At 65.3% G+C, this 25,719-nt stretch carries 21 protein-coding genes; 9 read left to right on the top strand and 12 right to left on the bottom strand.

What is annotated here, in order from left to right; translation table 11 throughout:
* Positions 1–410: 410 nt before the first annotated feature.
* Complete coding sequence (locus ACVIW0_RS20750; RefSeq protein ID WP_461354009.1) at positions 411–1,238, bottom strand: hypothetical protein; 828 nt, start codon at positions 1,236–1,238, stop codon at positions 411–413.
* Between the two features lie 288 nt (positions 1,239–1,526).
* Here ACVIW0_RS20750 and ACVIW0_RS20745 point away from each other — a divergent pair, with 288 nt between their 5' ends.
* From ACVIW0_RS20745 to ACVIW0_RS20735, 3 genes are all read left to right on the top strand, one after another.
* A complete protein-coding gene (locus ACVIW0_RS20745; protein WP_461354008.1) occupies positions 1,527–2,114 on the top strand; it encodes a hypothetical protein in 588 nt (195 codons plus the stop codon).
* A 252-nt stretch (positions 2,115–2,366) separates the two neighbouring features.
* Complete coding sequence (locus ACVIW0_RS20740; RefSeq protein WP_461357382.1) at positions 2,367–3,491, top strand: metallophosphoesterase; 1,125 nt, start codon at positions 2,367–2,369, stop codon at positions 3,489–3,491.
* A 586-nt stretch (positions 3,492–4,077) separates the two neighbouring features.
* The gene (locus ACVIW0_RS20735) at positions 4,078–4,350 is read left to right on the top strand and encodes a DUF2312 domain-containing protein (protein ID WP_461354007.1); all 273 of its coding nucleotides are present in this window, start codon (positions 4,078–4,080) and stop codon (positions 4,348–4,350) included.
* Positions 4,351–4,531: 181 nt separating this feature from the next.
* Here the strand turns inward: ACVIW0_RS20735 and ACVIW0_RS20730 are convergent, their stop codons facing one another.
* Both ACVIW0_RS20730 and ACVIW0_RS20725 read right to left on the bottom strand, forming a co-directional pair.
* Positions 4,532–4,909 carry a hypothetical protein gene (locus ACVIW0_RS20730; RefSeq protein WP_461354006.1) on the bottom strand — a complete coding sequence of 126 codons (378 nt, stop codon included), beginning with the start codon at positions 4,907–4,909 and terminating at the stop codon, positions 4,532–4,534.
* A 122-nt stretch (positions 4,910–5,031) separates the two neighbouring features.
* Positions 5,032–8,811: a vitamin B12-dependent ribonucleotide reductase gene (locus tag ACVIW0_RS20725; RefSeq protein WP_461354005.1), complete on the bottom strand. Its 3,780-nt coding sequence runs from the start codon at positions 8,809–8,811 to the stop codon at positions 5,032–5,034.
* Positions 8,812–9,637: 826 nt separating this feature from the next.
* Here ACVIW0_RS20725 and ACVIW0_RS20720 point away from each other — a divergent pair.
* Positions 9,638–10,531 carry a DMT family transporter gene (locus ACVIW0_RS20720; RefSeq protein WP_461354004.1) on the top strand — a complete coding sequence of 298 codons (894 nt, stop codon included), beginning with the start codon at positions 9,638–9,640 and terminating at the stop codon, positions 10,529–10,531.
* A 383-nt stretch (positions 10,532–10,914) separates the two neighbouring features.
* Here the strand turns inward: ACVIW0_RS20720 and ACVIW0_RS20715 are convergent, their stop codons facing one another.
* Positions 10,915–13,152: a CHASE3 domain-containing protein gene (locus ACVIW0_RS20715; protein WP_461354003.1), complete on the bottom strand. Its 2,238-nt coding sequence runs from the start codon at positions 13,150–13,152 to the stop codon at positions 10,915–10,917.
* A 21-nt stretch (positions 13,153–13,173) separates the two neighbouring features.
* Positions 13,174–13,578, bottom strand: a complete 405-nt coding sequence (locus ACVIW0_RS20710; protein WP_076860141.1) for a response regulator — start codon at positions 13,576–13,578, stop codon at positions 13,174–13,176.
* A gap of 244 nt (positions 13,579–13,822) precedes the next feature.
* Between ACVIW0_RS20710 and ACVIW0_RS20705 the strand changes: the two genes are divergently transcribed.
* Positions 13,823–14,659 carry a DMT family transporter gene (locus tag ACVIW0_RS20705; protein ID WP_461354002.1) on the top strand — a complete coding sequence of 279 codons (837 nt, stop codon included), beginning with the start codon at positions 13,823–13,825 and terminating at the stop codon, positions 14,657–14,659.
* A 67-nt stretch (positions 14,660–14,726) separates the two neighbouring features.
* Here ACVIW0_RS20705 and ACVIW0_RS20700 read toward each other — a convergent pair whose 3' ends face one another.
* Complete coding sequence (locus ACVIW0_RS20700; RefSeq protein ID WP_461354001.1) at positions 14,727–15,311, bottom strand: BA14K family protein; 585 nt, start codon at positions 15,309–15,311, stop codon at positions 14,727–14,729.
* 268 nt (positions 15,312–15,579) lie between these two features.
* Here ACVIW0_RS20700 and ACVIW0_RS20695 point away from each other — a divergent pair, with 268 nt between their 5' ends.
* Complete coding sequence (locus ACVIW0_RS20695) at positions 15,580–15,990, top strand: NADH:ubiquinone oxidoreductase subunit NDUFA12 (protein ID WP_461354000.1); 411 nt, start codon at positions 15,580–15,582, stop codon at positions 15,988–15,990.
* A 381-nt stretch (positions 15,991–16,371) separates the two neighbouring features.
* On the opposite strand, the gene ACVIW0_RS20690 is transcribed toward ACVIW0_RS20695, so the two are convergent.
* Positions 16,372–17,058, bottom strand: a complete 687-nt coding sequence (locus ACVIW0_RS20690; protein WP_461353999.1) for a DJ-1/PfpI family protein — start codon at positions 17,056–17,058, stop codon at positions 16,372–16,374.
* Positions 17,059–17,187: 129 nt separating this feature from the next.
* On the opposite strand from ACVIW0_RS20690, the gene ACVIW0_RS20685 reads away from it, so the two are divergent.
* Positions 17,188–18,126 carry a GlxA family transcriptional regulator gene (locus tag ACVIW0_RS20685; protein ID WP_461353998.1) on the top strand — a complete coding sequence of 313 codons (939 nt, stop codon included), beginning with the start codon at positions 17,188–17,190 and terminating at the stop codon, positions 18,124–18,126.
* 539 nt (positions 18,127–18,665) lie between these two features.
* Here the strand turns inward: ACVIW0_RS20685 and ACVIW0_RS20680 are convergent.
* The 4 genes from ACVIW0_RS20680 to ACVIW0_RS20665 all read right to left on the bottom strand — a co-directional run bounded on the left by ACVIW0_RS20680 (position 18,666) and on the right by ACVIW0_RS20665 (position 21,885).
* Complete coding sequence (locus ACVIW0_RS20680; RefSeq protein ID WP_461353997.1) at positions 18,666–19,100, bottom strand: hypothetical protein; 435 nt, start codon at positions 19,098–19,100, stop codon at positions 18,666–18,668.
* Positions 19,101–19,283: 183 nt separating this feature from the next.
* Entirely contained in the window at positions 19,284–20,507 is a 1,224-nt protein-coding gene (locus tag ACVIW0_RS20675) for an SLC13 family permease (RefSeq protein ID WP_461353996.1), read from the bottom strand.
* Positions 20,508–20,669: 162 nt separating this feature from the next.
* Positions 20,670–21,611 (bottom strand): alpha/beta hydrolase, encoded by a 942-nt coding sequence (locus ACVIW0_RS20670; RefSeq protein WP_461353995.1) that lies wholly within the window; start codon positions 21,609–21,611, stop codon positions 20,670–20,672.
* Between the two features lie 31 nt (positions 21,612–21,642).
* Positions 21,643–21,885: a hypothetical protein gene (locus tag ACVIW0_RS20665; RefSeq protein ID WP_461353994.1), complete on the bottom strand. Its 243-nt coding sequence runs from the start codon at positions 21,883–21,885 to the stop codon at positions 21,643–21,645.
* A gap of 323 nt (positions 21,886–22,208) precedes the next feature.
* On the opposite strand from ACVIW0_RS20665, the gene ACVIW0_RS20660 reads away from it, so the two are divergent.
* Positions 22,209–23,225, top strand: coding sequence for a DUF2155 domain-containing protein (locus ACVIW0_RS20660; RefSeq protein ID WP_461353993.1), 1,017 nt, complete (start codon positions 22,209–22,211; stop codon positions 23,223–23,225).
* Between the two features lie 115 nt (positions 23,226–23,340).
* On the opposite strand, the gene aat is transcribed toward ACVIW0_RS20660, so the two are convergent.
* Positions 23,341–24,021: a leucyl/phenylalanyl-tRNA--protein transferase gene (gene aat / locus ACVIW0_RS20655; RefSeq protein ID WP_461353992.1), complete on the bottom strand. Its 681-nt coding sequence runs from the start codon at positions 24,019–24,021 to the stop codon at positions 23,341–23,343.
* A gap of 236 nt (positions 24,022–24,257) precedes the next feature.
* Between aat and ACVIW0_RS20650 the strand changes: the two genes are divergently transcribed.
* Positions 24,258–25,703, top strand: a complete 1,446-nt coding sequence (locus ACVIW0_RS20650) for a DASS family sodium-coupled anion symporter (RefSeq protein ID WP_461353991.1) — start codon at positions 24,258–24,260, stop codon at positions 25,701–25,703.
* The last annotated feature ends 16 nt before the right edge of the window (positions 25,704–25,719 follow it).

Genomic DNA, 25,719 nt, shown 5'->3' with positions numbered 1-25,719 from the left:
CCGAAGAGACGAAGCGGGCTGCGAGTCCAAAACAGCGGGAACAACCCCATGCAAAGGAGCAGGAGGGCCGCCGGGACTCGAAAATGCGACTTGACCCGTCGGGCAACTCAGCGGTAATTTTCCATTATTCCGAAATTGTGCAGATCACGCAGCATGGGGTGAGCGCAGCTCTGCCCATCCTGCAAGCTGCGAGGAAAAGCTCCGGCAAACGCGGGCTATGTACGTCGACGTGCATGAACGCGTAGTTGCCCGGGAATGCGTGCTCCGTTCGCATCGTGCTACGACCGAATCCGGGTCGGCTATCTCACTCAGCACGGGACCGCCGGCCCAAGCTCGCGGCCGGTCGCCTTGCAGGGGGGCGACCGGCGCGGGTGGATGAAATTCTCCCAATTTCACTCGATGGCAGGGGCTCATCGACGCTCCGTTCGACCGCGATCGCCCGAGAACCGTCGTGTCAGTCCCCACACCACCACGGCGGTCGCTGCCGTCGCGAGCAGATGCTTCAAGGTGTGTCCGCTGACGATGCCAAGCGTGTTGGCGATCTGATGGTCGAGCACCTCGGCGAGCTTGGCCACGACGTACAGCCCGATCGCGGCACCGAAGGCGATGCGCTCGGTGCGCGGGGTGCGATCAATCCACTGCCAGAGCGGGATCAGGACCAGCGGCAGCACCTGGAGCAGCAGATACGGCCGCAGGTCGCCGGCGCCATGCCGGTCGGTAGTGACCCACCACGCGACGCCGGCCGCGGCGAACAGCGCGAGGGCGATCGCCTCGATGTTCGCTCTTGATCCCGGGTGGGTGTCGCCGCGGACGCCGACCAGCAGGCCCGCGCCGGCGAGCGCGATCGGCAGCATGTCCCAGGTCAGCCGGCCATTGCCGGGGGCGAGGTGAAAATAGGTGGAGCCGAACGCGGTCAGGAACAGGCCGATCAGGAACAGGCGATAGCCCGGCCATCCGGCGCGGAGCTGAGCGCTGTCGCGCCGGGGCCAGAGCGCCAGCCAGCCCCAGATCGCGACCAGGGCGAAGCCGGCGTTGGACAGCACATCGCCGGCGTGGGGAATGCCGAACAGGGCCGAGTGATCGGCGAAATCACAGTAGTTGGCCGGCTGCGCGATGCGTCCGTGCGCCGCGAATGCCGCGATGATGCCGATCGTGATGAGTGCCGGGGTGACTTTCAGCCACGGCTTTACGGGCCGATCGGTCCCGGTCAATCCGTCGATCCGGAAGGTCGTTTGCATCGGGGACTCCATCAAAAAATGAACAATGTTCAATTATAGATCAAGAAAATGAGCGATGTTCAAGTTTTATTTTGCAGGGGGAGCCTTCCAGTATCCGCGATGCCTTGAGCACCGGGATGGGCGAGGCGGGCTCATCTGAGCCGGAGGCAAGGCCCGCTCGTCGCAGCCGCCTTTGTGATCTCCCGCCGGCGCTACGCGCGACAGCATTGCACCCGACAGCCGGAACTCCACATCGTGGTCGATTGAGTGGCCGATCGCTGCAGGACGCGGCCGACGCAAGGCAAGCCGATGAAGCTGACGGATTTCTTCCCCAAGAGAAGGCCATCTCTCGCTGAGATAGGCACGACGGCGGTTGGTTGCGTTTGTGGCGAGGCGTTCGGGTGGGCCGGCGCCTTTCTGATCGTGCTGGCAGGAAGCTTCAGTATCTACGCCGGCCTGGCGGTACTTTTGTGCCTTGCGCTGCTCGTTACGCTGTTCGTCCGGCGAGAACTCAAGCTGGACATCAGAGCCCTCGATGATCCCGGCGACAATCCCCGTGCCAACCGATTGATCGGTGATATCAACTCCAGCGCCCCGATCGGAAGGAGCGCACGGCATCCGGCCACGCCTCGTCCGGCCAATCGTATGACCCGCGCGCTCGGCGCCCTGGAAGACATGGCCGTTCGATTTGCGGTCGAGCTTTCCAAATCGGTAGCAATCATCATTGTCCTGACGCTGGGGATGGGTTTTGTCGCTGAAGCGATTGCCTTCGTTCTGTCCGACCGGGATGTCGGCGGTGCCGTCGGGTCTGGTCTGGCCGGTGTCGCCGGCGGCGTGCTCGGCCTGGTCCTTGCCATCGTGATCGTGCTCAGGCGCATTGCCGATATCGAGGATTGACCGGGCATCCGCGATTTGCGCCGCCAGACCGGGGCAAGCGGTGCCTGCACCAGCGAAGCGGGATACGGGCCGGCGTCACGCATCCCGTGATGCTGGCCCGTGGTGTCGCTTCCTCATCCGGCGAGCGCGCGGGGCAATTCGGCAAGGCGCAATGTGCCGAAAATGTTATTGACGCTGGCGGTTTACGCCCACGGCCGATCCACCCTACCTTCGCTGAGCGCAGCCCCGCCAATCCGATCCGGAGCGAGACCCATTCCCCAACTCATCTTCGGCCTGACCAGCCTGTTGATCCTGGCCCGCTTCATCTGGCCGCTCGATTGGCCGCTCGCGGCCAAGATCGTCGCCGCGGTGCTGGTGCTGGTTGCCCTGCAATTTCATCGCTGGAACAGGCTGTCATCGGGATCGGTGTTCGCGCCGGAGTTTCCGCGTCCGGTCGTCGCGCTGTTCAACTGGGCATTCGGTGCGCTCATGCTGCTGGCGCTGCTGCTGCTGGCGCTCGACGCCGGGCTGATCGTCGCCGCTGTGATCCACGGCGGCTTCGTCGGCGTGCCCGACGGCGTCCGCTACGCGCTGGCAGCGCTGGCCGCCACTGCCGCTGCGATCGGCGTCCACCAGGCGATGCGCATTCCGCCGCTGCACGATGTCGAGGTTGCCATCCCTGGACTGCCGCGCGAGTTCGACGGCTACAGCATCCTGCACCTGACCGATCTGCACATCAGCCGGCTGTTTCCGGCGTCATGGGCGCGCGAGGTGGTCGCGCGGTCGAACAAGCTTCGCGCCGACCTGATCGCGATCACCGGCGACCTGATCGACGGCACCATCGAGGCGCGGCGCAACGACATCGCGCCGTTGGCCGACCTGATCGCCGCCGACGGCGTCTACGTGATCTCGGGCAATCACGAATATATCTTCGGCTATGACGGCTGGATGGCGCATTACGAAGCGCTCGGCCTGCGCTCGCTCGAGAACCGCACCATCGTGCTCGAACGCGGCGCCGGCCGCCTGGTGATCGCGGGGATCACCGACCGCGCGTCGCGCCACCGCACGCATTCCGTCCGCGACCTTGCCGCGGTGCTCGATGGCGTCCCCAAGGGCGCGCCGATCATCCTGCTCGACCACCAGCCGGCCGACGCGCGCAACGCAGCCCGGCTCGGCGTCGCCCTGCAACTCTCCGGCCACACCCATGGCGGATTGATCCTCGGCATCGACCGCCTCGCCGCGCGCGCCAATGCCGGCTTCGTCTCGGGCCGCTACGACGTCGACGGCATGACGCTCTACGTCAACAACGGCACCGCGCTGTGGCCGGGCTTTGCCTTGCGGCTCGGCCGGCCCTCGGAATTGACGCGGATCACGTTGCGGGTGGCAGGCGAAGCCTGAGTGATCGATTGCAATGACGCTGTGATGCTTGCGAGCGCGCCGCGAACCTCCGCCGTGTTGGTTGCCCGACGATGGTGTGTTGCACGAAGAAGGTATTAAGCGAATGATGCGGTGTCCGAAATGCGGCACGAAGTTATCGGCCTTGTCGACGTTTTCAGCAAACGTCAAAGAGCTGACGTGTCCCAGCTGTGGTTCACGCTTAACTGTTTCAGGATACGTCCCAACGTTTGCGATTTTGACTTTACTTTCCTGCTACACGCCCTTCCTTTCACCGGAAGGGTTTGTACTTTATTTATTATTTGTTGTTTGTGCGGCGGCAGCAGCAATCTATTTGTTGATCAAGGTTAGCGTTGCTAATCCTTGACCTTCTGTTGAATGGACAGCGTAACCCACCGAGATTTTCGCCAACGAAGCGGCGAATTACGCCTTCCGCCTTCGCTCGTTGAGCTGCGGCGGACGTGGTCGGCTAATCCGCCCTACGCACACCGATACCTCAGCGATCGACACGCCGCGGCGATGCCGCATGCTTAAGACATTGGTCATCTCTTTGCTTGCATTTTCACGACCTCATTCAGCAGGAGGCACCATGTCCGACATCACCATTCCCGGCGGAAAAATTCGTTCCTTCGTCGAGCGGATCGAGAACCTCGACGCCGAAATGGCGGAACTCAGCGAGCAGAAGAAGGAAGTCTTCTCGGAGGCGAAGGGCGAAGGCTTCGACGTGAAGATCCTCAGGGAGATCATCAAGCTGCGCAAGCAGGACCAGGACGAGCGCGACGAGCGTGAAAGCCTGCTCGATCTCTACATGCGCGCGATGGAAACGGCGCCGGCGGAAGACAAGACCGCGAAGGCGGCGTGAGGTTCGGGAAGCGCGATGCTTCCACAAGCAGACAGCAAAGTAGGGCGGGTTAGCGACTTGTCCGCCGTAGCTCATTGAGCGAAGGCGGAGGCGTAAAGATCAATCAAATCGAGAGTGAACCTGCCATTCTTGAATTTAGGGGACTTTGTCCGACCGCCTGGACTGTGGAGTCCGCGGCCCTTCAGGACGCCTTGGCTCGTATCGAAGAAAGGATGCTAGTCCTCTCCCAAAGTGTGCATTGGTTACGGTCCCTCTTCTCGGGAGTCCAAGCTAGCTCGAATGAGAGCGTCGGGCTTTCCTGATGCCGCGCGAGCAAATTTGCAAAAGAGGCGCCGCGGGCGATGGGCGCCTCTAGATCAATGGGGATCGAGGAGAGACCAGTAGATGAGGCTGCAATTAAAGGCAAAGCGCGGAGTAGTGCGCTTTTGCCGACGCTATTGAAGCCGTAAAGCAAGGTCAGGGGGCGAAGCTCGATCTCTTCGCTCTTGGCGAATGCTCGATAGCCCTCTACGCCGACGGCTGTTAGTTCGACGCCGGGGACGTTCTGCGAGCGTGCCATTTATGGTCTCCTTAATCGCGAGTATCTGGGAGCTTCTGGTCCCGGGTTGAATGCGACTACGGAGCAAAATGGCACAGCTCGCTATGAACGGCGAGATTTAGTTGGCTCTGGCCGAACGGCCGTCACGAACACCCCGTCGTCGACCCGCATGTATCACACTTCATGCACGTCCCATTCCGCACCAGCGTGAAGTTGCCGCACTCCGAGCACATCTCGCCTTCGTAGCCTTTTGCTTTCGCCTCGGCGCGACGCTCCGCCTTGGACGGGGCGGCGGCTGCGGCTGTGCCGGGCTTGCTCCATTGTTGCAGGGCCTCGAGCTTCTCGGTCGGCGAGAGGTCGTGGCTGACTTCCTGCTTCAGGGCGACCGCGCCCTCGATGGTGTCGGAGGCGCCGCGCGCGGTTGCGCCGTGCGAGGCCAGCGAGGTCACGCGGTTGCCGCCGGCAGGCGCGTTGTCGGCGTTCTGGCTCACCGCGGCCGAGCCGCCGCGCATGATGACGAGGTTGTCGGTGCGCGAGCGGGTGAGGCCGCGCGACAGATACTTCGTCGCCTGGTGCTGCGGCGCCTCTTCCGGCTGCTCCTTGCCTTCCTCGACGCCCTTGCCGAGCGCGTCGAAGCCACTTTCGTTGGGATCGACATGAGCGAGATCGAAGCGCGACATGTAGCTTACCGCGAGCTCGCGGAACACATAGTCGAGGATCGAGGTCGCATACTTGATCGAGTCGTTGCCCTGCACGGGACCCGCGGGCTCGAAGCGGGTGAAGGTGAAGGCGTCGACATATTCTTCGAGCGGCACGCCGTATTGCAGGCCGAGCGACACCGCGATCGCAAAGTTGTTGATGAAGGAGCGCAGCGCCGCGCCTTCCTTGTGCATGTCGATGAAGATCTCGCCGAGCCGGCCGTCGTCATATTCGCCGGTGCGCAGGTACACCTTGTGGCCGCCGACAACAGCCTTCTGGGTGTAACCCTTGCGTCGATCCGGCATCTTCTCGCGCTCGCGCATCACCACGATGCGCTCGACCAGCTTCTCGACGATCTTCTCCGAGACCTGGGCGGCACGCGCCGCCATCGGCTTCTCGTAGAGCGCTTCCACCACATCGTCCTCGTCCTCATCGTCGGAGATGAGCTGCGAGTTCAGCGGCTGCGACAGCTTGGAGCCGTCGCGGTACAGCGCGTTGGCCTTCAGCGCCAGCTTCCACGACAACAGGTAGGCGGACTTGCAGTCCTCCACCGTGGCGTCGTTCGGCATGTTGATGGTCTTGGAGATCGCGCCCGAGATGAACGGCTGCGAGGCCGCCATCATCCGGATGTGGCTCTCGACCGACAGATAGCGCTTGCCGATCTTGCCGCAGGGGTTGGCGCAGTCGAACACCGGATAGTGCTCGGCCTTCAGATGCGGGGCGCCTTCCACCGTCATCGCGCCGCAGATGTGGACGTTGGCGGCCTCGATCTCGCGCTTCGTGAACCCGACGGCCTGGAGCAGGTCGAAGCCCGGCGCAGCGATGGCCTCGGCGCCGATGCCGAGCTGGTCGCGAATGAAGTCTTCGCCAAAGGTCCACTTGTTGAAGGCGAACTTGATGTCGAACGCGGTCGGCAGCGCCTTCTCCACCTTGGCGATGGCTTCGTCGGTGAAGCCTTTTGCCTTCAGCGTCGAGGCGTTGATCCCGGGCGCATTCGACAGCGAGCCGTGGCCGACGGCGTAGGCCTCGATCTCGGCGATCTCGCTCTCGCGATAGCCGAGCGCGCGCAGCGCAGACGGCACCGCCTGGTTGATGATCTTGAAGTAGCCGCCGCCGGCGAGCTTCTTGAACTTCACCAGCGCAAAATCAGGCTCGATGCCGGTGGTGTCGCAATCCATCACCAGGCCGATGGTGCCGGTCGGCGCCACCACCGTGGTCTGGGCGTTGCGATAGCCGTTGACCTCGCCCAGCGCCAGCGCGTCGTCCCAGGCCAGCTTGGCATGCGCGACGATGTCGGCTTGCGGGCAGGAGGCGTGATCGAGCGGCACCGGGTTGACCGAGAGCGCTTCATAGCCGGTCGCGTTGCCGTGGGCGGCGCGGCGGTGGTTGCGGATCACCCGCAGCATGTGGGCTGCGTTCTTCTTGTAGCCCGGGAAGGTGCCGAGCTCGGCCGCCATCTCCGCCGAGGTCTTGTAGGCGATGCCGGTCATCACGGCGGTCAGCGCGCCGCAGAGCGAACGGCCTTCCTTCGAGTCATAGGGCAGGCCCATGGTCATCAACAGGCCGCCGATATTGGCGAAGCCGAGGCCGAGCGTGCGGAACTCGTAGGAGAGTTCGGCGATCGCCTTCGACGGGAACTGGGCCATCATCACGGAAATCTCGAGCACGATGGTCCAGAGCCGGCAGAGATGCTCGTAGGACTCGATGTCGAACCGTTTTGTGCTGGTGCTGTAGAACGTGAGTAGATTGGCAGAAGCCAGGTTGCACGCCGTGTCGTCCAGGAACATGTATTCCGAGCACGGATTGGACGCGCGGATGTCGCCGGACGCCTTGCAGGTGTGCCAGTCGTTCATCGTGGTGTTGAAGTGCAGGCCGGGATCGGCCGACGCCCAGGCGGCGTAACCGATCTTCTCCCAGAGGTCGCGGGCCTTCAGCGTCTTGGTGACCTTCTTCGTGGTGCGGCCGACCAGATTCCAGTCGCCGTCGGTCTCCACCGCGCGCAGGAAGTCGTCCTTCAGCGACACCGAGTTGTTGGAGTTCTGGCCGGAGACGGTGAGATACGCCTCGGAGTCCCAGTCGGTGTCGTAGATGTCGAACGAGATCTCCTTGTAGCCTTGCTTGGCGAACTGGATCACGCGCTTGATGTAGTTGTCGGGCACCAGGTTGCGGCGCGCGAGCTTGATCTCGCGGCGCAGCGCCGGGTTCTTCTCGGGATCGAAGCAGTCGTCGCCAGAACCTTCGCAGTTGACGCAGGCCTTCATCACGGCCTTGAGGTGCTTCTGGTTGATCTTGGAGCCGGTGACGAGCGCCGCGACCTTCTGCTCCTCCTTCACCTTCCAGTCGATATAGGTCTCGATGTCAGGATGATCGGCATCGACCACGACCATCTTGGCGGCGCGGCGGGTGGTGCCGCCCGACTTGATCGCGCCTGCGGCGCGGTCGCCGATCTTGAGGAAGCTCATCAGGCCCGACGAGCGGCCGCCGCCGGACAGCTTTTCGCCTTCGCCGCGCAGGCTCGAGAAGTTGGAGCCGGTGCCGGAGCCGTACTTGAACAGGCGCGCCTCGCGCACCCAGAGGTCCATGATGCCGCCCTCGTTGACGAGGTCGTCGCCGACGCCCTGGATGAAGCAGGCATGCGGCTGCGGATGCTCATAGGCCGATTTCGATTTTGTCAGCTTGCCGGTCTTCCAGTCGACGTAGTAGTGGCCCTGGCCGGGACCATCGACGCCGTAGGCCCAATGCAGGCCGGTGTTGAACCACTGCGGCGAGTTCGGCGCGACCATCTGCTTGGCCAGCTGGAAGCGGATCTCGTCGAAGAAGGCCAGCGCATCGTCTTCGCTCGAGAAGTAGCCGCCCTTCCAGCCCCAATAGGTCCAGCAGCCGGCGAGGCGATCGAACACCTGTTTTGCGCTGGTCTCGCCGACGATGCGCTCGTTCTCGGGGAGGCTCGCGAGCGCCTCGGTGTCGGGCACCGAACGCCACAGCCACGACGGCACGGTCTCTTCCTCGACCTTCTTCAGGCGCGCGGCAACGCCCGCTTTACGGAAATATTTCTGCGCCAGCACGTCGGAGGCGACCTGCGACCAGAACTCCGGAACCTCGACGTTCTCGGCACGGAACACGACCGAGCCGTCCGGATTGCGGATCTCTGAGGTGGTCAGGCGGAAATTGATCCCGGCATAGGGAGACTGTCCGCTGGTGGTGTTGCGTCGTTCGATTCGCATGGTCGAGCCCCGTCACTTCTTCTGCCCGGTCCCACGTTTCTCGCAGGTTGCCGGAATGTTATCCGTTCGCGGATTTCCGGAACACGTGTGGGCACGCCTCCCGTCATCCGCAGCTCAGCCGGTGGATCCGGCCTGTTCTCTCATCCGCTCGGCGCCGGTTTGGCCCGGCCCTGCGGCGGCACGATCCCTTGGAGGTGCCCGACTGGTCGGGTCCTCCGGGTCATGCATTCAACGCCCCAAACGCTCACGCGACACGTCACGCGTACGCTTCTCAACGGGCCGGTTTCGGCCTCTGTTTCCGGGTCCTTCTCGGCCCGTTTGTCACCCCCGGACTCGAAAGACCTCGGGCCCAAAATCAGGGCAGACAAGCCCTGCACCCGCGGCCCGAAGGCCTGGCGGAGTGGTCATTTTGGAACCCTTGTGGGAGCGACCGGCGGGGACCCAAACACACTCGCGCCGAACAGGTTGAAAGCTAGGCCATGTCCGTTGCGCCCGTCAAGGACTAGTACGAGTTTCTGAATCAAACACTAAATATGGTGGAGGGGAGGGGGATAACAGGGGTGGTGCCGCGCCTGTGATCGCGGCAACTATCGGTGAGTCCTCAGGGATTCCCAAGCCAAAAAAATTCCTAAGCCCTGTGGATTGGCGTTTCGCCCCGCTGTTCACAGGCGAAGTTTTTATTCGACGTCCCGGATTGAATTCTGGGGACTCACGTAGGGCTACGGGCAAACTACGGATCAGGCATGTCAGCGGCGTAATGGTCGGGCGACAAAATCGCGGGCAAGGTGCGGCCGACTCACATCGTTTCACACCCTTGCCGGGTTCCATGACAGTCCAGAAGCCTTCCGGGCGGCCGCGCCTTGCGCCCGCCGGCCTGATGTTCCTCGCCATCACCTCGGTGGGCTGGGGGTTCAACTGGCCGTCCACCAAATTCCTGCTCAGCGAGCTGCCGCCGCTGACCTTGCGCGGCACCACCGGCGTCATCGGCGCCGTGCTGCTGGCCGTGCTGGCGCTGATCCGCGCCCAGAGCCTGCATGTCGAGGCCAGGCTGTGGCCGCGCCTCGTGCTGTATGCGGCGCTCAACGTCACCGGCTGGATGGTGCTGATGGGGCTTGCGCTGCTCTGGCTGCCGGCGAGCGAGACCGCGCTGATCGCCTACACGATGCCGGTGTGGGCGTCGCTGCTCGCATGGCCGGTGCTCGGCGAGCGGCCGACGCTGTTGCGCACGATCGCGCTGGTGATGGCGTTCGCGGGGCTTGCCGCGATCATGGGCGGCAACGGGATTTCGGCAAGCAAGGAGAAGCTGCCGGGTATCATCATGGCGCTCGGCGGCGCCTTCGGCTTTGCGCTCGGCACGGTGCTGGCGAAGAAATATCCGCTGGTGATGCCGCCGATCCCGGCGGCGGCGTGGCAGATCGGAATCGGCTGCGTGCCGATCATGATCGTCGGCTTTCTGGTCGAGACGACGCATTGGGAGCGGGTCACGACGATCGGCTGGTGGCTGCTGGTCTATTCGACGCTGATCCAGTTCTGCGTCGCCTATGTCGCCTGGTTCGCAGCATTGGCCCGCCTGCCGGCCTCGGTGGCCGCGATCGGCACCATGGCGGTGCCGGTGATCGGCGTGATTGCGTCAGCATTCGCGCTGCACGAGCCGCTGGGGCCGACGCAGATCGCCGCGCTGCTGTTCACGCTGGCCGGCGTCGCGCTGGCGACAAGGTAGCCCGTATCCTGTTCCGATTGATGCGTGGTCTTGGGCGCTAGAATGCGCTAGCCCCGTCATCCTGAGAGGATGTGAAAGTATTCAGTGTCATCCTGGCGAAAGCCAGGACCCATTACCCCAACCGCTTGCTGTTGTGCGACGCTGGGCCACTATCGCACTCTCAATCGAACCCGGTGGTTATGGGTCCTGGCTTTCGCCAGGACGACGGCGTGGGGGACCGCTCGCTACAATTTCTCAGACCGTCATCCTGAGGAGCCTGCGCAGCAGGCGTCTCGAAGGATGCACGGCCCGGCTGGTGGCCGTCGATCCTTCGAGACGGCCGCGTTGCGGCCTCCTCAGGATGACGGGGCTAACGGATCATCGAGGCAAGAGTCGCGCTCGCATCACTCGCCGAGCGCCTGCTGCAGCATGCTGGCGAGCTGCGCCTTGCGATAGGGTTTTGCCAGCAGCAGCACGCCTTCGTCGAGGCGGCCGTGATGCACGATCGCGTTCTCGGTATAGCCCGAGGTGTAGAGCACCTTGAGGCCGGGCCGCCGCTTTCGCACTTCGTCGGCAAGCTGGCGGCCGTTCATGCCGCCGGGCATGATGACGTCGGTGAACAACAGGTCGAACGTCTCGCCCTTGTCGACCAGCGCCAGGGCGGCGCGGGCGTCGGGCACCGCGATGGTCTTGTAGCCGAGGCTGCCAAGCTGCGTGACCACGTAGTTGCGCACCAGTTGATCGTCTTCGACCACCAGGATGACTTCGCTGCCGCGCCGCACCGGCTCGGGCGCTGCCGCCTCGACCTCGACCTGGCCGCGGGCAGGGGGCAGATAGAGCTTGATCGTGGTGCCGTGGCCTTCCTCGCTGTAGATCTTGATGTGGCCGCCGGACTGCTTGACGAAGCCGTACACCATGCTCATGCCGAGGCCGGAGCCCTTGCCGACCTCCTTGGTGGTGAAGAACGGCTCGAACACCTTGTCCTGCACCGCGTGCGACATGCCGGTGCCGGTGTCGCTGACCGCGAGCAGCACGTAGCGGCCCGGCGTGATGTCCGGATTGACAGCCGCATAGGCGTCGTCGAGCACGATGTTCTTGGTCTCGAAGAGGAGCTTGCCGCCGTTCGGCATCGCGTCGCGGGCGTTGATCGCCATGTTGAGCAGCGAATTGGCGAGCTGCGACGGATCGATATGGACGCTGGCGACATCGGGCGCCAGCACCGAACTGATCTCGATCTGCTCGCCGAGCGTCGGCCGCAGCAGCTTTGCGATATCGACCACGGTGCCGTTGATGTCGACGTTGCGCGGCTCCAGCGGCTGGCGGCGGGCGAAGGCGAGCAGATGCTGGATCAGCTCGCGGCAGCGCTCGGCGGCGCGGTCGATCAGCTCGGCGGTTTGCGCCAGCTTCGGCTGCGTGCGCAGGCTGTCGACCAGCGTCTCCGTCGTGCCGGTGATGACGGTCAGCATGTTGTTGAAGTCGTGCGCGACGCCGCCGGTCAGCTTGCCGATGGCGTCGAGCTTCTGCGCCTGTTGCAGCTTGTGCTCGGTTTCGCGCGAGGCGGTGATGTCGTGATAGATCAGCGCGGCGCCGGTAACGACGTTGTCGCCGTCGCGCAGCGGCCGGCCCGACACCACGAGGTGAATCTCCGGCGCGCCGCGCACCGGGCGGGCGACGAATTCCAGCCCGTCAAATTCCTCGCCGCGCAGCGCCCTCGCCGAGGGCATGTCGTCGGCCTGCATCGGCGTCTCGCCGTCGGCATGGAACACGTTGCTCATGGCGCGCAGCTGCCGCACCGTCATGCCCGGCTTGTAGCGCAGCATCTTCTCGGCCGCCGGGTTGGAAAGCAGCACGACGCCGGCACTGTCGATCACCAGCACCGCTTCCGCCATGGTGCGGAAGGTGGTTTCCATCACCGAGGTGGAGCGGCGGAGCTCTTCGAGAGCGGCGCCGAGATCCTTGGTGCGCTCGGCCACCTTGCCCTCGAGCGACAGATTGGTCGCCTTGGTCGCGCTGAGCGCGCCCTGCAATTCGCGGCTGGCGCGCCGCGCCGTCAGCGTCAGCGCGACCGCGAGCGCGAGGATCATCGCAACGCCGGCGAGGTCGATGGCCAGCAGCAGCCGGCCATTGGTCTTCGACTGGTCGGTGCGAATCCCGAGCAGGCGGCGCTCCTCGGCGACCAGGCGGTCGAGCGCGGCCCCGAGCTTGTCGGTCAGCGCGCGGCTCTCGCCCGCGGAGATCAGCGCCGCGACGCCGGCGGTGTCGCCCGCGCTGCGCAAGCGGATCAGTTCGGCGCCGAGCGCGATCGCGCGCTCGACCTCCAGCTTAGTGCCGGCGAGCAGCCGGGCTTCCTCGGGGGCCGACCTTACGGCGGTCGTCAGCTCGTCGAACGCGGCGGTTAGGGCCTTGCTCTGGTCGCGGAACTCGTCGGCGAAGGAGGCCTCGCCGGTCAGCGCGAAGCCGCGTGCCGCGCTCTCGACGCCGCGCGGCAGCGGCCGTGCGTCGGAGATGCATTTGAGGACCTTGAGCGTGTGATCGACCGAATCAATCGCGCTGCGCGACTTGACATCCAGCCCGATCGACGCCGCGCTGATGATAAGGAGAATCGCAAGGCCGCTGCCAAGAATGAGACGCTGGGAAGCCATCGACGACGAGAGTACGAGCAATTATTTCGAAAGACGAGCGGAAGGAGCGGACTTCGCGAGACATTCGTTAACGGCGGCAATCAGCGCCTGCGGGGTGAACGGCTTACGCAGGCAGGCGGAGGCGCCAAGCTCGATCGTCATCCGCAGGAAGTCCGGCGCCCGGTCGGCATTGGCGAAGGCATAGCCGGACATCGCGATCACGGGAATATCGGGGGCGCGCTCGTGGAAGACGCGAATCGCCTCGAAACCGCGCATATGCGGCATGAAGACGTCGACCAGCATCACGTCGAAGGTGGCTTTTTCCAGCGCGCGCATGCCCGCTTCGCCGCCGTCGGCGACGGTGACGTCGAAGCCTTGGCGCTGCAAACACACCTCGATGGCAACGCACACCATCGGGTCGTCATCGACCACGAGAACGCTCGGCACGATGCATCCTCTAATCTAACGGCCTTGCGTGCCGTCGACTCGCTTGGCCCGTCTGCGGATTAAGGCGGAACCCAAGTGGAAAGTCTGTATCATAGAATGCATATGCTGTTCGCTGACAAGCAGATTCCCAGCTAGCCCAGACGCCATCACTTGTATTTGTCCGCCCACATGACGACAGCTCGATGACCGCAGTTCCCGTCGCCCGCCGCGCGCGCCGTTGTCGCCGTTCGGCCTCGCATCTCTGGTGGTCGCTTCGACCGGCTGGGGTCTCAATTTCCCGATCATGAAATTCCTGCTGACCGAGTGGCCGCCGCTGTCGTCGCGCGGGCTGTGCGGCGTGATCGGCGCGCTCGCGCTCGGCCTGGTGGCGCTCGCGCGCGGCCAGACATTGCGCGTGCCGGATGGCATGTGGCCGCGGCTTGCCTTGGTGTCGACGCTGTCGATCGGCGGCTGGGTCGCCTCGATGGGCCTCGCGCTGATCTGGCTGCGGGCCAGCGAGGCGGCCGTGCTCGGAATCTCGATTCCGGTATGGGTCGCGCTGGTGGCCTGGCCGGTGCTCGGCGAGCGGGTGTCGCTGCCGCGCGCGCTCGCGCTCAGCGTGGCGCTGGCTGGCATCGCCATGCTGATCGGCGGCGGCGGCATCGATGCGAGCTTTGGCAAGTTGCCGGGCATCCTGTTCGCGCTCGCGGGCGCGCTCTGCGTCGGGCTCGGCACAGTGCTGACCAAGTCCTTCAAGCTCGCAATGCCGCCGCTGTCGCTCGCGGCCTGGCAGCTTGCGATCGGCTGCGTGCCGGTCGCGATCGCGGGCCTCGTGATCGAGCAGCCGCAGCTTGCGGCGCTGTCGCAACTTGGCTGGGCGTCGATGCTCTACATGACGCTGATCCAGTTCTGCCTCTGCTATGTCTGCTGGTTCGCGGCACTGGAGCGGTTGCCGGCGGCGACCGCGTCGATCGGCACGCTGCTGGTTCCGGTCGTCGGCGTGCTGGCGGCAGCCGCGATGTTGCGCGAGCCGCTCAGCACCAGCGACATCGCAGCGCTGGTCGTGACCTTCGCCGCGGTCGCGGTAGCCTTGCGCACGTGAGACGTCGGGGCACGAAAAAGGGCGGCGTGGCCGCCGCCCTGTGTTCGCTCAGGTATTCAGGCCTTCGTTACGGGCAGGGGTGCCGCAGGCCGTCATAGCCGAGATAGGTGCCCGAAGCCGGGTCGTAGGACTTGTAGCGCCGGGCGCAGTAGCTGGGGTCGCCCCCGGGCGCGGCTTCCACGGCGACAGGGGCGCTGTCGTCGTAATAGCCGTAGCTGTCGTCATAGTAGCCGGGGCCGTAGCCATAATAGCCGGAGCCGTAATAGGCGCCCGAGGCGAGGGCGCCACCGACGACTGCACCGGCCACTGCACCGGGCCAGAACCCGCCGCCACGGTGATAACCGCCGTGCCAGCCGCCACCACCGCCGCCGCGCCAACCGCCGCCGCCACCACCGGCCCACTGGCCGCCGCCGCCACCACCGTGCCAGCCGCCGCCGCCGCCCATGGCCGCACCGCGGCCGCCGCCGAAGCCGCCACCACCGCCGCCGATATGGGCACCGCCGCCACCGCCACCGCCGCCGCGGGCACCACCGCCACCGCCCATCGCGCCCATCTGCGCGGCGGACTGGGCGAACGAAACGGTTGGCGCCACAGCCAGCGGCAGCGCAAGCGCCAGCGCCGCAGCGGTGCTCAGAACCTTCATATTGATCATTTTGGACTCCATCAAAACGGACAATGTCTAACCGCTTCTGCAGTCGGACGTTCCAGCGCGAGACGTTGATTGCCCGTCATCTTGGCTTGCCCGCCGGCGCATGTATGGCAGGTGAACAAAACTTCCCGTGACCGCGTCATTTGGTCGCCAAACGGGCCCGCATTAGGGGGCGATACGGGGAGTGCTGGGCTACCCTGGCGGCGGCTGGACATTTCGGGATTCAGGTGGCATCAGAGCCTGATAGCCTCGAACCCGTGACCGGCGACGCATGAAACAATTCCTGCTGAAATTCTTCACCTGGTGGAATGGCCAGACCTTTGGCACGCAATTGTGGACCTCGCGCTACGGCGAGCTCGTCGGCGAGGACGAGCAGGGCAATCGCTACTACCGCACCAAGGGCGGCGAGATCGACCCGACGCTGCATTTCGAGCGCCGCTGGGTGATCTATAACGGCTATGCCGAAGCTTCGCGGATCCCGGCGGGCTGGCACGGCTGGCTGCATCACACCGTGGATGTGCCGCCGACCGAGCAGACGTATGCGCCGCGGGAGTGGGAAAAGCCGCATCTGCCGAACCTGACCGGCACCGCGCAGGCTTACCGCCCGTCCGGCTCGACACTGGCGAGCGGCCGCCGCCCCAAGGCGACCGGCGACTACCACGCCTGGACCCCGGGAAGCTGACCTTCACGCAGTGTTGTCGCGAGCGCAGCATCGCGCGTGCGTTGCACGCGCGCCTGGCAGCGCAAGCGCGCGCCTGTGGACAACGGTAACAGCGGGGACAGCCGCGTCGCCGCTGTTGCTGTCCGCTTGCGCCGGGCGCGCCTTCGCGGCTCAATGAAGCCATCTTACGGAGATGGGAAACCATCGCGTCGGATCGGGCTCCAGATCGCGACTGTCCCGATGAGCAGCGGCCTCCGAGTTGGATGCGGCCGGGAGATAGGCCCCCGGTACAGACGTCCTGAAATCGCCCGCTAATGTGGGGCCACCGTGAGACAGGAAGGGCCGCTCGGGAAACCGGGCGGCCTTTTTCTGTTGCTGCGTTTTTCTGTTGCTGCGGTCGGATCAGGCGAGACGGGCCGCCGCGCGGCTCATCAATTCGCCGCGGCGCGCATGGGCCGGTCCCATCCGCTCCTTCATGAAGGCGAGGATCTCGGCCGGCGCGGTGTCGGGCGAACCGGCATTGAACGGTGGGGCCGGGTTGTATTCGAGCCTGAGCTGGACGGCCTCCGCGGTCTTGCGGTCGACCAGCTCGGACACCAGCGTCAGCGCGAAATCGATGCCCGCGGTGACGCCGCCGCCGGTGAAGCGATTGCGGTCGACGCAGACGCGGGTCCTGGTCGGGATCGCGCCGAAGCCGGCGAGGAAATCGATCGCGCTCCAATGCGTGGTGGCGCGGTAGCCCTTCAGCAGACCGGCGGCGCCGAGCACCAGCGACCCCGTGCACACCGACGTGACGTATTTCGCGGCCTCGGCCTGCTTGCGCAGGAAGGCCAGCATCTCCTCGTCGCCGACCATGTCGTCGGTGCCGGACCCGCCCGGCACGCAGATCACATCGAGCTGCGGGCAATCGGCAAAGGTCGTGGTCGGCGTCAGGACCATTACGGAGTCGGTCGGGACCGGTTCGATCCGCTTCCAGATCAGATGCACCTTGGCGCCGGGTACCGAGGAGAACACCTGCAGCGGGCCGGTCAGGTCGAGCTGGGTCACCTTCGGGAAGACGAGCAATCCAATCTGCAGGGGTTCAGACATCGGTGGCCTCCAAATAGCGCTTGACGGAACCACGGTGCCATGATGGCCTCCTGTCCAAAATGGCGTATTTCCCTCATTTTAGGACGCCACGCCATTCGCAAGGACGCGCCATACGCGAGGATCTGGCACATGATCGGCATCCTGATCTTTCCCGACTTCCAGCTGCTCGACGCGGCGGGCCCGATCGCGGCGTTCGAGATCGCGGCGCGTTTCGCCGACAGCCCGCCTGGTATCAAGACCATCGCGGTGAAGGCGGGGCCGGTGCGCTCGTCGTCCGGCGTCGAGATGCTTGCCCGCGGCTTCAAGCCGTCGGCGGCGATCACGACGCTGATCATTGCGGGCGGCAACGGCGTGCGCGCGCCGGCGACCTGTCCGATCACGCTGGGCTTCGTGCGGCGGATGGCGGAGTGCGGCATCCGCGTCGCCAGCGTCTGCTCGGGTGCCTATGTGCTGGCCGAAGCGGGCCTGCTCGACGGCCGCCGCGCCACCACGCATTGGCAACGCACGCCGCATTTCGTGAAGGCCTATCCGAAGATCAAGCTCGAGCCGGACCAGATCTTCGTCCGCGACGGCAATATCTGGAGCTCGGCCGGAATCACCGCCGGCATCGACCTCGCGCTCGCGATGATCACCGAAGACTATGGCGACGAGATCGCGCAGAAAACCGCGCGCCAGCTCGTGCTGTACCACCGGCGCAGCGGCGGGCAGTCGCAGTTCTCCTCGCTGCTGGAGTTGAAGACGCCGAACGGAAGGTTTGGCCCGCTGCTGGCCTGGGCGCGCGAGCATCTCGACGCGCCGCTGACGGTCGAGGATCTCGCTGACAGGGCCGGGATGAGCTCGCGGCATTTCACCCGCGCCTTCATCGCGGAGACCGGGACCACGCCGTCGAAGGCGGTGGAGCGGCTGCGCATCGAAGTGGCGCGGCAGCGCGTGCAGTCGTCGGGCGAGGCGATCGAGCGCGTCGCCGAGATCACCGGCTTCCGCGATCCCGAGCGGATGCGCCGCGCCTTCATCCGCGCCTTCGGTCAGCCGCCGCAGTCGCTGCGCCGCGCGGCGCGGGCGGGGTAGGTGATTTTGGGACAAGTTCGTTGTCCGATCTCACACGATCCGTTTTATCTTTGCATTGATGAACCAGCGCGACGGTTCCTGTGACCCACGTGAAGTGGGCGTGGGACCGGAGGAGATTCTAATGACAAAGCATCGAACGATTACCGGGTTCGTGGCCGTCGCCCTGCTGGCTGTCACTGCAACCGCCGCAACGGTGAGGTCGCACTTGCCCCGGACCGCGGGCGTGGTCGTTTCCGACACGGACGCGCTCCCGGCCAGGGATTTCAGCGACCGCTGGTCCGCGATCTCCGCCTTGGCTCCGGCAACCGACATGGCTGAGCGCGCACCTGACGCGCGCTAAATCGGTCAGGTCCGGCCCTTCGAGGTGCGCAGGGTTTGCGGCAGCACAAAAGCTCCCCGCCGAGGCGGGGCAGCATATTGAGCGACTTGGTCTCAAATAGAACTAACGGTTCAACCGCGCCGGAATTGCGCGGCCATTCACCAATACACGCTGAAAATCCGCGGACACGCCGGGCACGAAACGTGCCCGAGCCCAGATATCACCGGGTCAAGGTGTCGGTCGCGATCTTCTTCTTGAGTGCTTCGCAGGTATCCCTGACCTCCGTGGTCATCAACGAGACGGCTTCGATCTGCAGGAAGAAGCGCTTGCCCTGATCGCGATAGCCTGCGGCGAACTCCTTGATCTCCGCGATCATGTCGTGGACGCCTGCCACCATGACCTCGCAGTTCTTGGCAGCCAATTGCAGTTCCGTTCCAAGGGCCTCGATCTCTTTCACCGCAGCCTCATATTCGCGCACGACCGCCTCGGCGGACAACATGCCCACCTCGTTGACGCCGTTGCGGTGCTCGACGTAGTCCGGCATCGGCGAGAGAGGCCGAACGTTGCTGCGCGGTCGATGCGGACTGGCAGCGTTGACGTCGCCCTCGATCTGTTCCGACGGGGCACGGGCGAGAACTTCTGCACTAACACTCATGCGAACGCTCCATAAGTTGTTACGGCGAATGGAGTTTATCAATGTCAACGGATTTGTCTCGCTTTTCCACAAGTTTGACGCAAGTCCATTGTGCACCGCAATATGGCGGATTCCACATTTTGCGAGAGCAGGTTGACGACGACCTGAGCGCCTGCGGCTAGCGGGCCGGCCCCGACGGCGAGCTCAATGCGGCGCGTCGGGGTGCCAGCCGAGCAAGGCGAGCATCACGAAGAAGCCGATGACGTAGGCCACCATGATCGGCCAACCCAGGGCGATCCAGCGGATCACGGACTTGGCTTCCGGATACAGGTTGGACATCGCAACGCCTGCGGACGAGCCGAACCAGACCATCGATCCGCCAAATCCGACCGCGTAGGCGAGAAAGCCCCAGTCGTAGCCGCCCTGCTTCAGCGCCAGCGCGGTCAGCGGGATGTTGTCGAACACCGCGGAGACGAAGCCGAGCCCGAGCGCGGTCTGCCATGACGCGGTCGGCAGCTTTTCCACCGCCATCAGCGAAGCCGCCGTGACCAGCGCGAGCAGGAACACGGTGCCCTTGAGCGTCTCCGGCATCACAGACCAGTCCGGCCGCCGCAGCAGCGAGGTGACGAGGATCGCGGCCCAGACCGCGAGCCCGAGCACCGGCAGGGCGTCGAGCAGCGCAGGGAATTTGAGGTTGGCCGTGACGTTGGCGGTCAGCGCGGCGAGCAGGATCACGGCGACGATCGCGACGCGGGTCCAGTCGATGCTGAGACCTGACGGCGCGTTCTTCACGATCGGGGAATAGCGATGCTGCTGCAGCGAGGCCGGCACCGCGAATACCAGCATCGCGACAACAGCGGCGACATAGGCGTCGACGACGGTGAGCGGGCTGATGCCGTCGATCCACATCATCGTCGTGGTGGTGTCGCCGACGACGCTGCCGGCGCCGCCGGCATTGGAGGCTGCGACAAGGGCCGCGAGATAGCCGATATGGACACGGCCGCGGAACACATGGCGCGCGACGGTACCGCCGATCAGCGCCGCCGCGATATTGTCGAGAAAGGCGGACAGCACGAATACGAGCAGCAGCAGGATCAGTCCGCCCTTCCAGTCATCGGGCAGCAGCGCCGGCATCTCGTCCGGGATGCGGCTCTCCTCGAAATGCCGCGACAGCAGCGCAAACCCCATCAACAGCAGGAACAGGTTCGCGAGCGTGACCCACTCATGCTCCATGTGTTGCACGAGGCCGGGCAGGCCCGCGCCGAATTTCGGAAAGTCGGCGAATAGCAGCTTGTAGGCGACGATCGCGGCAAGGCCCGTCAACGCCACCGCGAGCGTGTGGTGATGGAAGATCGCGACGCCGAGCAGGGTCAGCGCGAACAGGATGAAATCGAGCGGGATACCGAAGACGAGGATGGGCGTGAGCAAGAGGGTCTCGCGGGCAGGAGTGCTCGGCGGCGAAGCGCGCCCGGCCGCACTATCGCGTGACGCGCCGAACTTCAAGACGCGCGAACGCCGCAAGGTGCGCTCGCCATGCGCTCCCGAGCCTCGACCAGGGGGCGACGCGACCAGCGTCGCCCGATCCGATCGCTAGCCCAGCGTCTTCAGCCAGGCGCTGATCTCGGTCACCGCGACATTGGCCTGGTTGAGCAGCTTGCCCATGGTGAAGAAGCCGTGGAACTGGCCGGGGAAATGCCGGTAGGTCACGGGCACGCCGGCCTCCTTGAGGAATTTCGCGTACTCGTCGCCTTCGTCGCGCAAGGGATCGGCGCCGGCGGTCAGTACATAGGCCGGCGGCAATCCGGCGAAGCTTTTCGCGCGCGCAGGCGAGGCGCGCCAATCACGCGAATCCGCGCCGCCGAGATAGTGATCGCCGAACCATCCGATTACCGAATGCGTCAGCAGGATGCTGGTCTCGGGCTCGCGATGCGAGGGGTGCCTCCGCGAGAAATCGGTGGCGGGATAGACCAATAGCTGGGCGGCGAGCTTCGGTCCGCCGTCGCGGGCGGTGAGGGCCACCACGGCCGCAAGGTTGCCGCCGGCGCTGTCGCCGCCGACGATCAGGCGCGCGGCATCGATGCCGAGGTCTTTCGCGTTGGCGGCGACCCATCTGGTCGCGGTGACGGCGTCGTCGACCGCGGCGGGAAAGCGGTGCTCCGGTGCCAGCCGATAATCGACCGAGATCACGATCAGCTCGCCCTCATGGGCCAGCTTCTGACAAACCACTTCATGGGTATCGAGATCGCCGATCACCCAGCCGCCGCCATGGAAGAACACCAGGCATGGCGCGAGCCCGTTGGTCGTGCGCAGCGTCTTCGGCGTGTAGATGCGGGCCGGGATCGTGCCGTGCGGCGCCGGGATCGCGAGCTCCTTGCTCGATGCGAGCGCGGGCGGCTCGGGATTGGAGACGAGGCGGGCGGCGCGGTAATATTCGCGCGCTTCCGGTGCGGTCAGCGATTCATAGGCGGGACGGCCGGCCTCCTGGAAGGCCTTGTAGACGGCGGCGGCATCGGGATCGAGAACGACGGGCATGTGACGAACCTTGTTGTGATGCTTGGTGACGTCATTCCGGGGCGATGCGCAGCATCGAACCCGGAATCTCGAAATTCTTGGTGCGCAATTGCGCACGTGAGGGTCTGGCGCGGATATAGTCCTTGACCTCGGCCTCATCGGTGACGTCGGCGGTGATCGCGAGGGCCTCGGCCGAGCCGGGGAGGTCCTTGATGGCACCGGCGAGGTCGGCGCCCTTGTCGGCGCCCTTGCGGTCGACTGCGACAATCCGCGCCCCGTTCGGCGAGCTGATCAAGCGTGGCGGTTCCGATGACGCCGGCAGCCCCGGTGACGACGGCAACCCGGCCATCGAGCCTGATGCGATCTGGCATGTTGGGTTTCCTCTGGCTGGTCCGGTTCGATCCGGATTTTCTCAGGTTTTCACGCGGTGCCGCGTGCCTTCAGCGTGAGGACTATCACATGTGTTCCCAAAGCTGACCAGTGGCTGACAGGCGGGCCGGGGAGAGGTGGCGGGGTGCCCTTTCCCCGCCGTATTCGGCGTGTTAACCGGTGGCCTGCGAGCGGCCGATATCAAGGTAGACTGTCGCGAGCCCGATTCGCCCTCTAAAGCCGCGCGAGATGCTTCGAACCGTTGCCCTGACTGGCTTTGCGGCCTTGCTTGCCGCCTCAACCATCTCGCTTGCGCCGCCCGCGCGCGCGCAGATCGGAACGATTTTCTCCGATCCCGCGCCGCGTCCGCCCGGCTCGATCCCGCGCGGCCAAGTGGCCCCGCCCAGCGACGACGACGAGGAAGTGCCGGAATTGCCGCGCGGCCGCCTGCTGCCGACCCAGCCGCGCGCGTTGCCGCCGGGGCAGGCGGTGCCGCCGGGGCAGGCGGTGCCGCCGCCCGGCAGCGTGCAGTCGCAGCCCTTGGCGCCGCCGCCAGGCAGCACGGTCGCTCCGCCCGGTGTTGCCGTGCAGCCGCCGCAGCCCAATAGTCCCGCCGTTGCCAACACGCCGCCCGGCGCCAATCCGCTGCCGCCCGGGCAGCGTCCCAAGGGGGCGCCTCAGGGCGCGCCGGGCACCGCGCCGCAGACGCCGGCCGCATTACAGCCCGGCGACGAGGTGGTGCAGGAGCCGCCGTCGACCAAGATCACCAACAAGAAGGCGAGCTTCTCCGGCCTCGACAAGATCACCGGACGCATCATCAATTTCGACGAAGACATCGGCGAGACCGTGCAGTTCGGCGCGCTGCGGGTGAAGACCGATGCCTGCTACACGCGACCGTCGACCGAAGCCGCCAATACCGACGCCTTCGTCGAGGTCGACGAGATCACCCTGCAGGGCGAGGTGAAGCGGATATTCTCCGGCTGGATGTTCGCGGCGAGCCCCGGCCTGCACGGCGTCGAGCATCCGATCTACGACATCTGGCTGACCGACTGCAAAGGGCCGGACCAGACCATCGTGACCGCCGCGCCCGATCCGCCGAAGGCGCCGACGCCGCCTCCGCCGCCGGCCCAGAAGCGCGCGCCGCCGAAGCAGGCCGCGCCGCGTCCGCCGCCGCAGCCGCAATACCAGCAGCAGCAGCCGCCGCCACCTCCGCCGCCCCAGCAACAGCGGCCGGGCGGGCTGTTCGGCGGATTGTTCGGGAACTAGGCGCGGTCCCGTAGCCCGGATGGAGCGTGAGCGAAATCCGGGGACCTATCTGCGGACAGTGAAATCCCGGATTGCGCTTCGCTTCATCCGGGCTACGGCATCAGCAAATACATCCTCAATTGCGCTCGGCGATGATCGCCAGCGCGTCGATGCCTTTGACCGGCTGCGTCGTGTCGAGCCTGCAGAAATCCGCGGGCGCGCCCGTGATCGCCTTGTCGAGCAGCGCGCGATAGCGGCGCCGCGAGATTTCGATCGCACCGAACGTCTTCAGGTGCTCGGTGACATATTGCGTGTCGAGCAGCTCGAACCCGCCGGCGATCAGCCGCGCCACCAGATGCACCAGCGCGACCTTCGATGCGTCGCGTTCGGTGTGGAACATGCTTTCGCCGAAGAAGGCGCGGCCGAGACTGACGCCGTAGAGCCCGCCGACCAGATTGTCGTCCTGCCAGACCTCGACGCTGTGGCAATGGCCCGACGCGAACAGCCCGACATAGAGATCGCGGATGCGCTTGTTGATCCAGGTGTCGTCGCGGCCCGGCTGCGGCGCCGCGCAGCCGGCGATCACGGCCTTGAAGGCGGTATCGACGGTGACGGTGAAGACATCCGAGCGCACGGTGCGCGCCAGGCGCGAGGCGACACGGAAGCCGTCAAACGGGATCACGCCGCGCAATTCCGGCTCGACCCAGAATAGGGTCGGATCGTCGGCGCTCTCCGCCATCGGGAAGATGCCGCAGGCATAGGCGCGCAGCAGCACCTCGGGCGTGATCTCGGAGGAGGCGGAGTCGCGTGACGTCATGCCTGTCAAGATAGCAAAGCGCGGGCGGTCTTGCGATGGGCCCGCCGGCGGGGTCGCGACGTGTTGACGAAACGCGCCGGTTCCTCCACAAGCCGCGCCATTCGGCCGCAGTCACCCGAGACGGACTGCACGGCCGTGCTACATTGCAACAAAAAGATGGCGGCGCCGCCGGGGGACCTAGTGGGTACTTGGTGGCTTGCGCGCCCGACAATCAAAACACGTAAGGGGGACGCTGCATGAAGCGGTCATGGCGGACGTTCGCGCCGTTGCTTGTCTGGCTGGTGATCTATCTGATCCCGGTGCCATCAGGGCTGAACGCCAATCAATGGCACTATTTTGCGGTGTTCGCCGCCGTCATCACCGGACTGATCCTCGAATCGATGCCGGTCGGCGCGGTGGGCCTGATCGGCCTGACGGTCGCCGGCGTCGGCGGCTATGTCGAGCCCGATCCCAACAAGTCGCTGCGCTGGATGCTCGGCGGCTTTTCCGAGAGCACGGTGTGGCTGATCGTCGGCGCCTTCGTGTTCTCGATCGGTTACCGCAAGAGCGGGCTCGGCCGAAGGCTGGCGCTCTTGCTGGTGCGGGGGCTCGGCCGCCGCACCGTCGGGCTCGGCTATGCGGTGGCGTTCTCCGATCTGGTGCTGGCGCCGGCGACTCCGTCCAACACCGCGCGCTCGGGCGGCACCATCTATCCGATCGTCAGCAACATCCCGCGCATCTATGGCTCGGAGCCCGGACCGACCGCGGGCAAGATCGGCACCTTCGTGATGTGGACGGCGTTCGCGACCACCGCCGTCACCAGTTCGCTGTTCCTGACCGCGCTGGCGCCGAATGCCGCTGCGCTGTCGATTGCCAAGAAGCTCGTCAATATCGAGGTCGGCTGGTCGCAATGGTTCATCGGCTTCGCGCCGCTCGGGATCCTGTTGCTGCTCGTGGTGCCGCTGCTCAGCTATGTCGTGTGCCGGCCCGAGATCAAGGAGAGCCCGGAGATCGTGACCTGGAGCGAAGGCGAGCTCGCCAAGATGGGGCCGCCGTCGCGGCACGAATGGATCATGGCCGTGCTGGTGCTGCTCGCGATGTTCCTGTGGATCTGCGGTTCCAACCCCAACATCAGCGTGCCGCTGCTCGGCTCGAACTTCATCAACGCGACCACGGTCGTGTTCGTCGTGATCTCGCTGATGCTGCTGTCAGGCGTGATCGGCTTCGAGGACATCGTCGCCGAGAAGAGCGCCTGGGAGGTGTTCTTCTATTTCACCTCGCTGCTCACGCTGTCGTCGGGCCTCAACGAGATCGGATTCATCAAATGGGTCGCCGAAGGCTATGCAAAGCCGCTCGCCGGCACGTCGCCGCTAGTCGGGATGATCCTGCTCGTCTCGTTCTTTTTCTGGATCCACTATTTCTTCTCGAGCATCACCTCGCATACTGCCGCCGTGCTGCCGGTAGTGCTCGCCGTCGGCTCCAGCATTCCCGGCCTGTCGATGCAGACCCTGATGCTGCTCTGCGTCTATTCGCTCGGGCTGATGGGCGTGATCTCGCCCTACGCCACCGGGCCGGCGCCGATGTATTTCGGCAGCGGCTATATCGGCAAAGGCGACTTCTGGAAGTTCGGACTGATCTTCGGCGTGATCTACTTTGCCGGATTGTTGCTGATCGTGTTGCCCTGGTTACAGACGATCGGGTAAAATCGCCACAATCCAG

It is taken from the genome of Bradyrhizobium sp. USDA 4454, from assembly GCF_054822705.1.
Note: the sequence above shows the minus strand (reverse complement) of the source record. Positions and strands in the feature narration are given on the sequence as shown.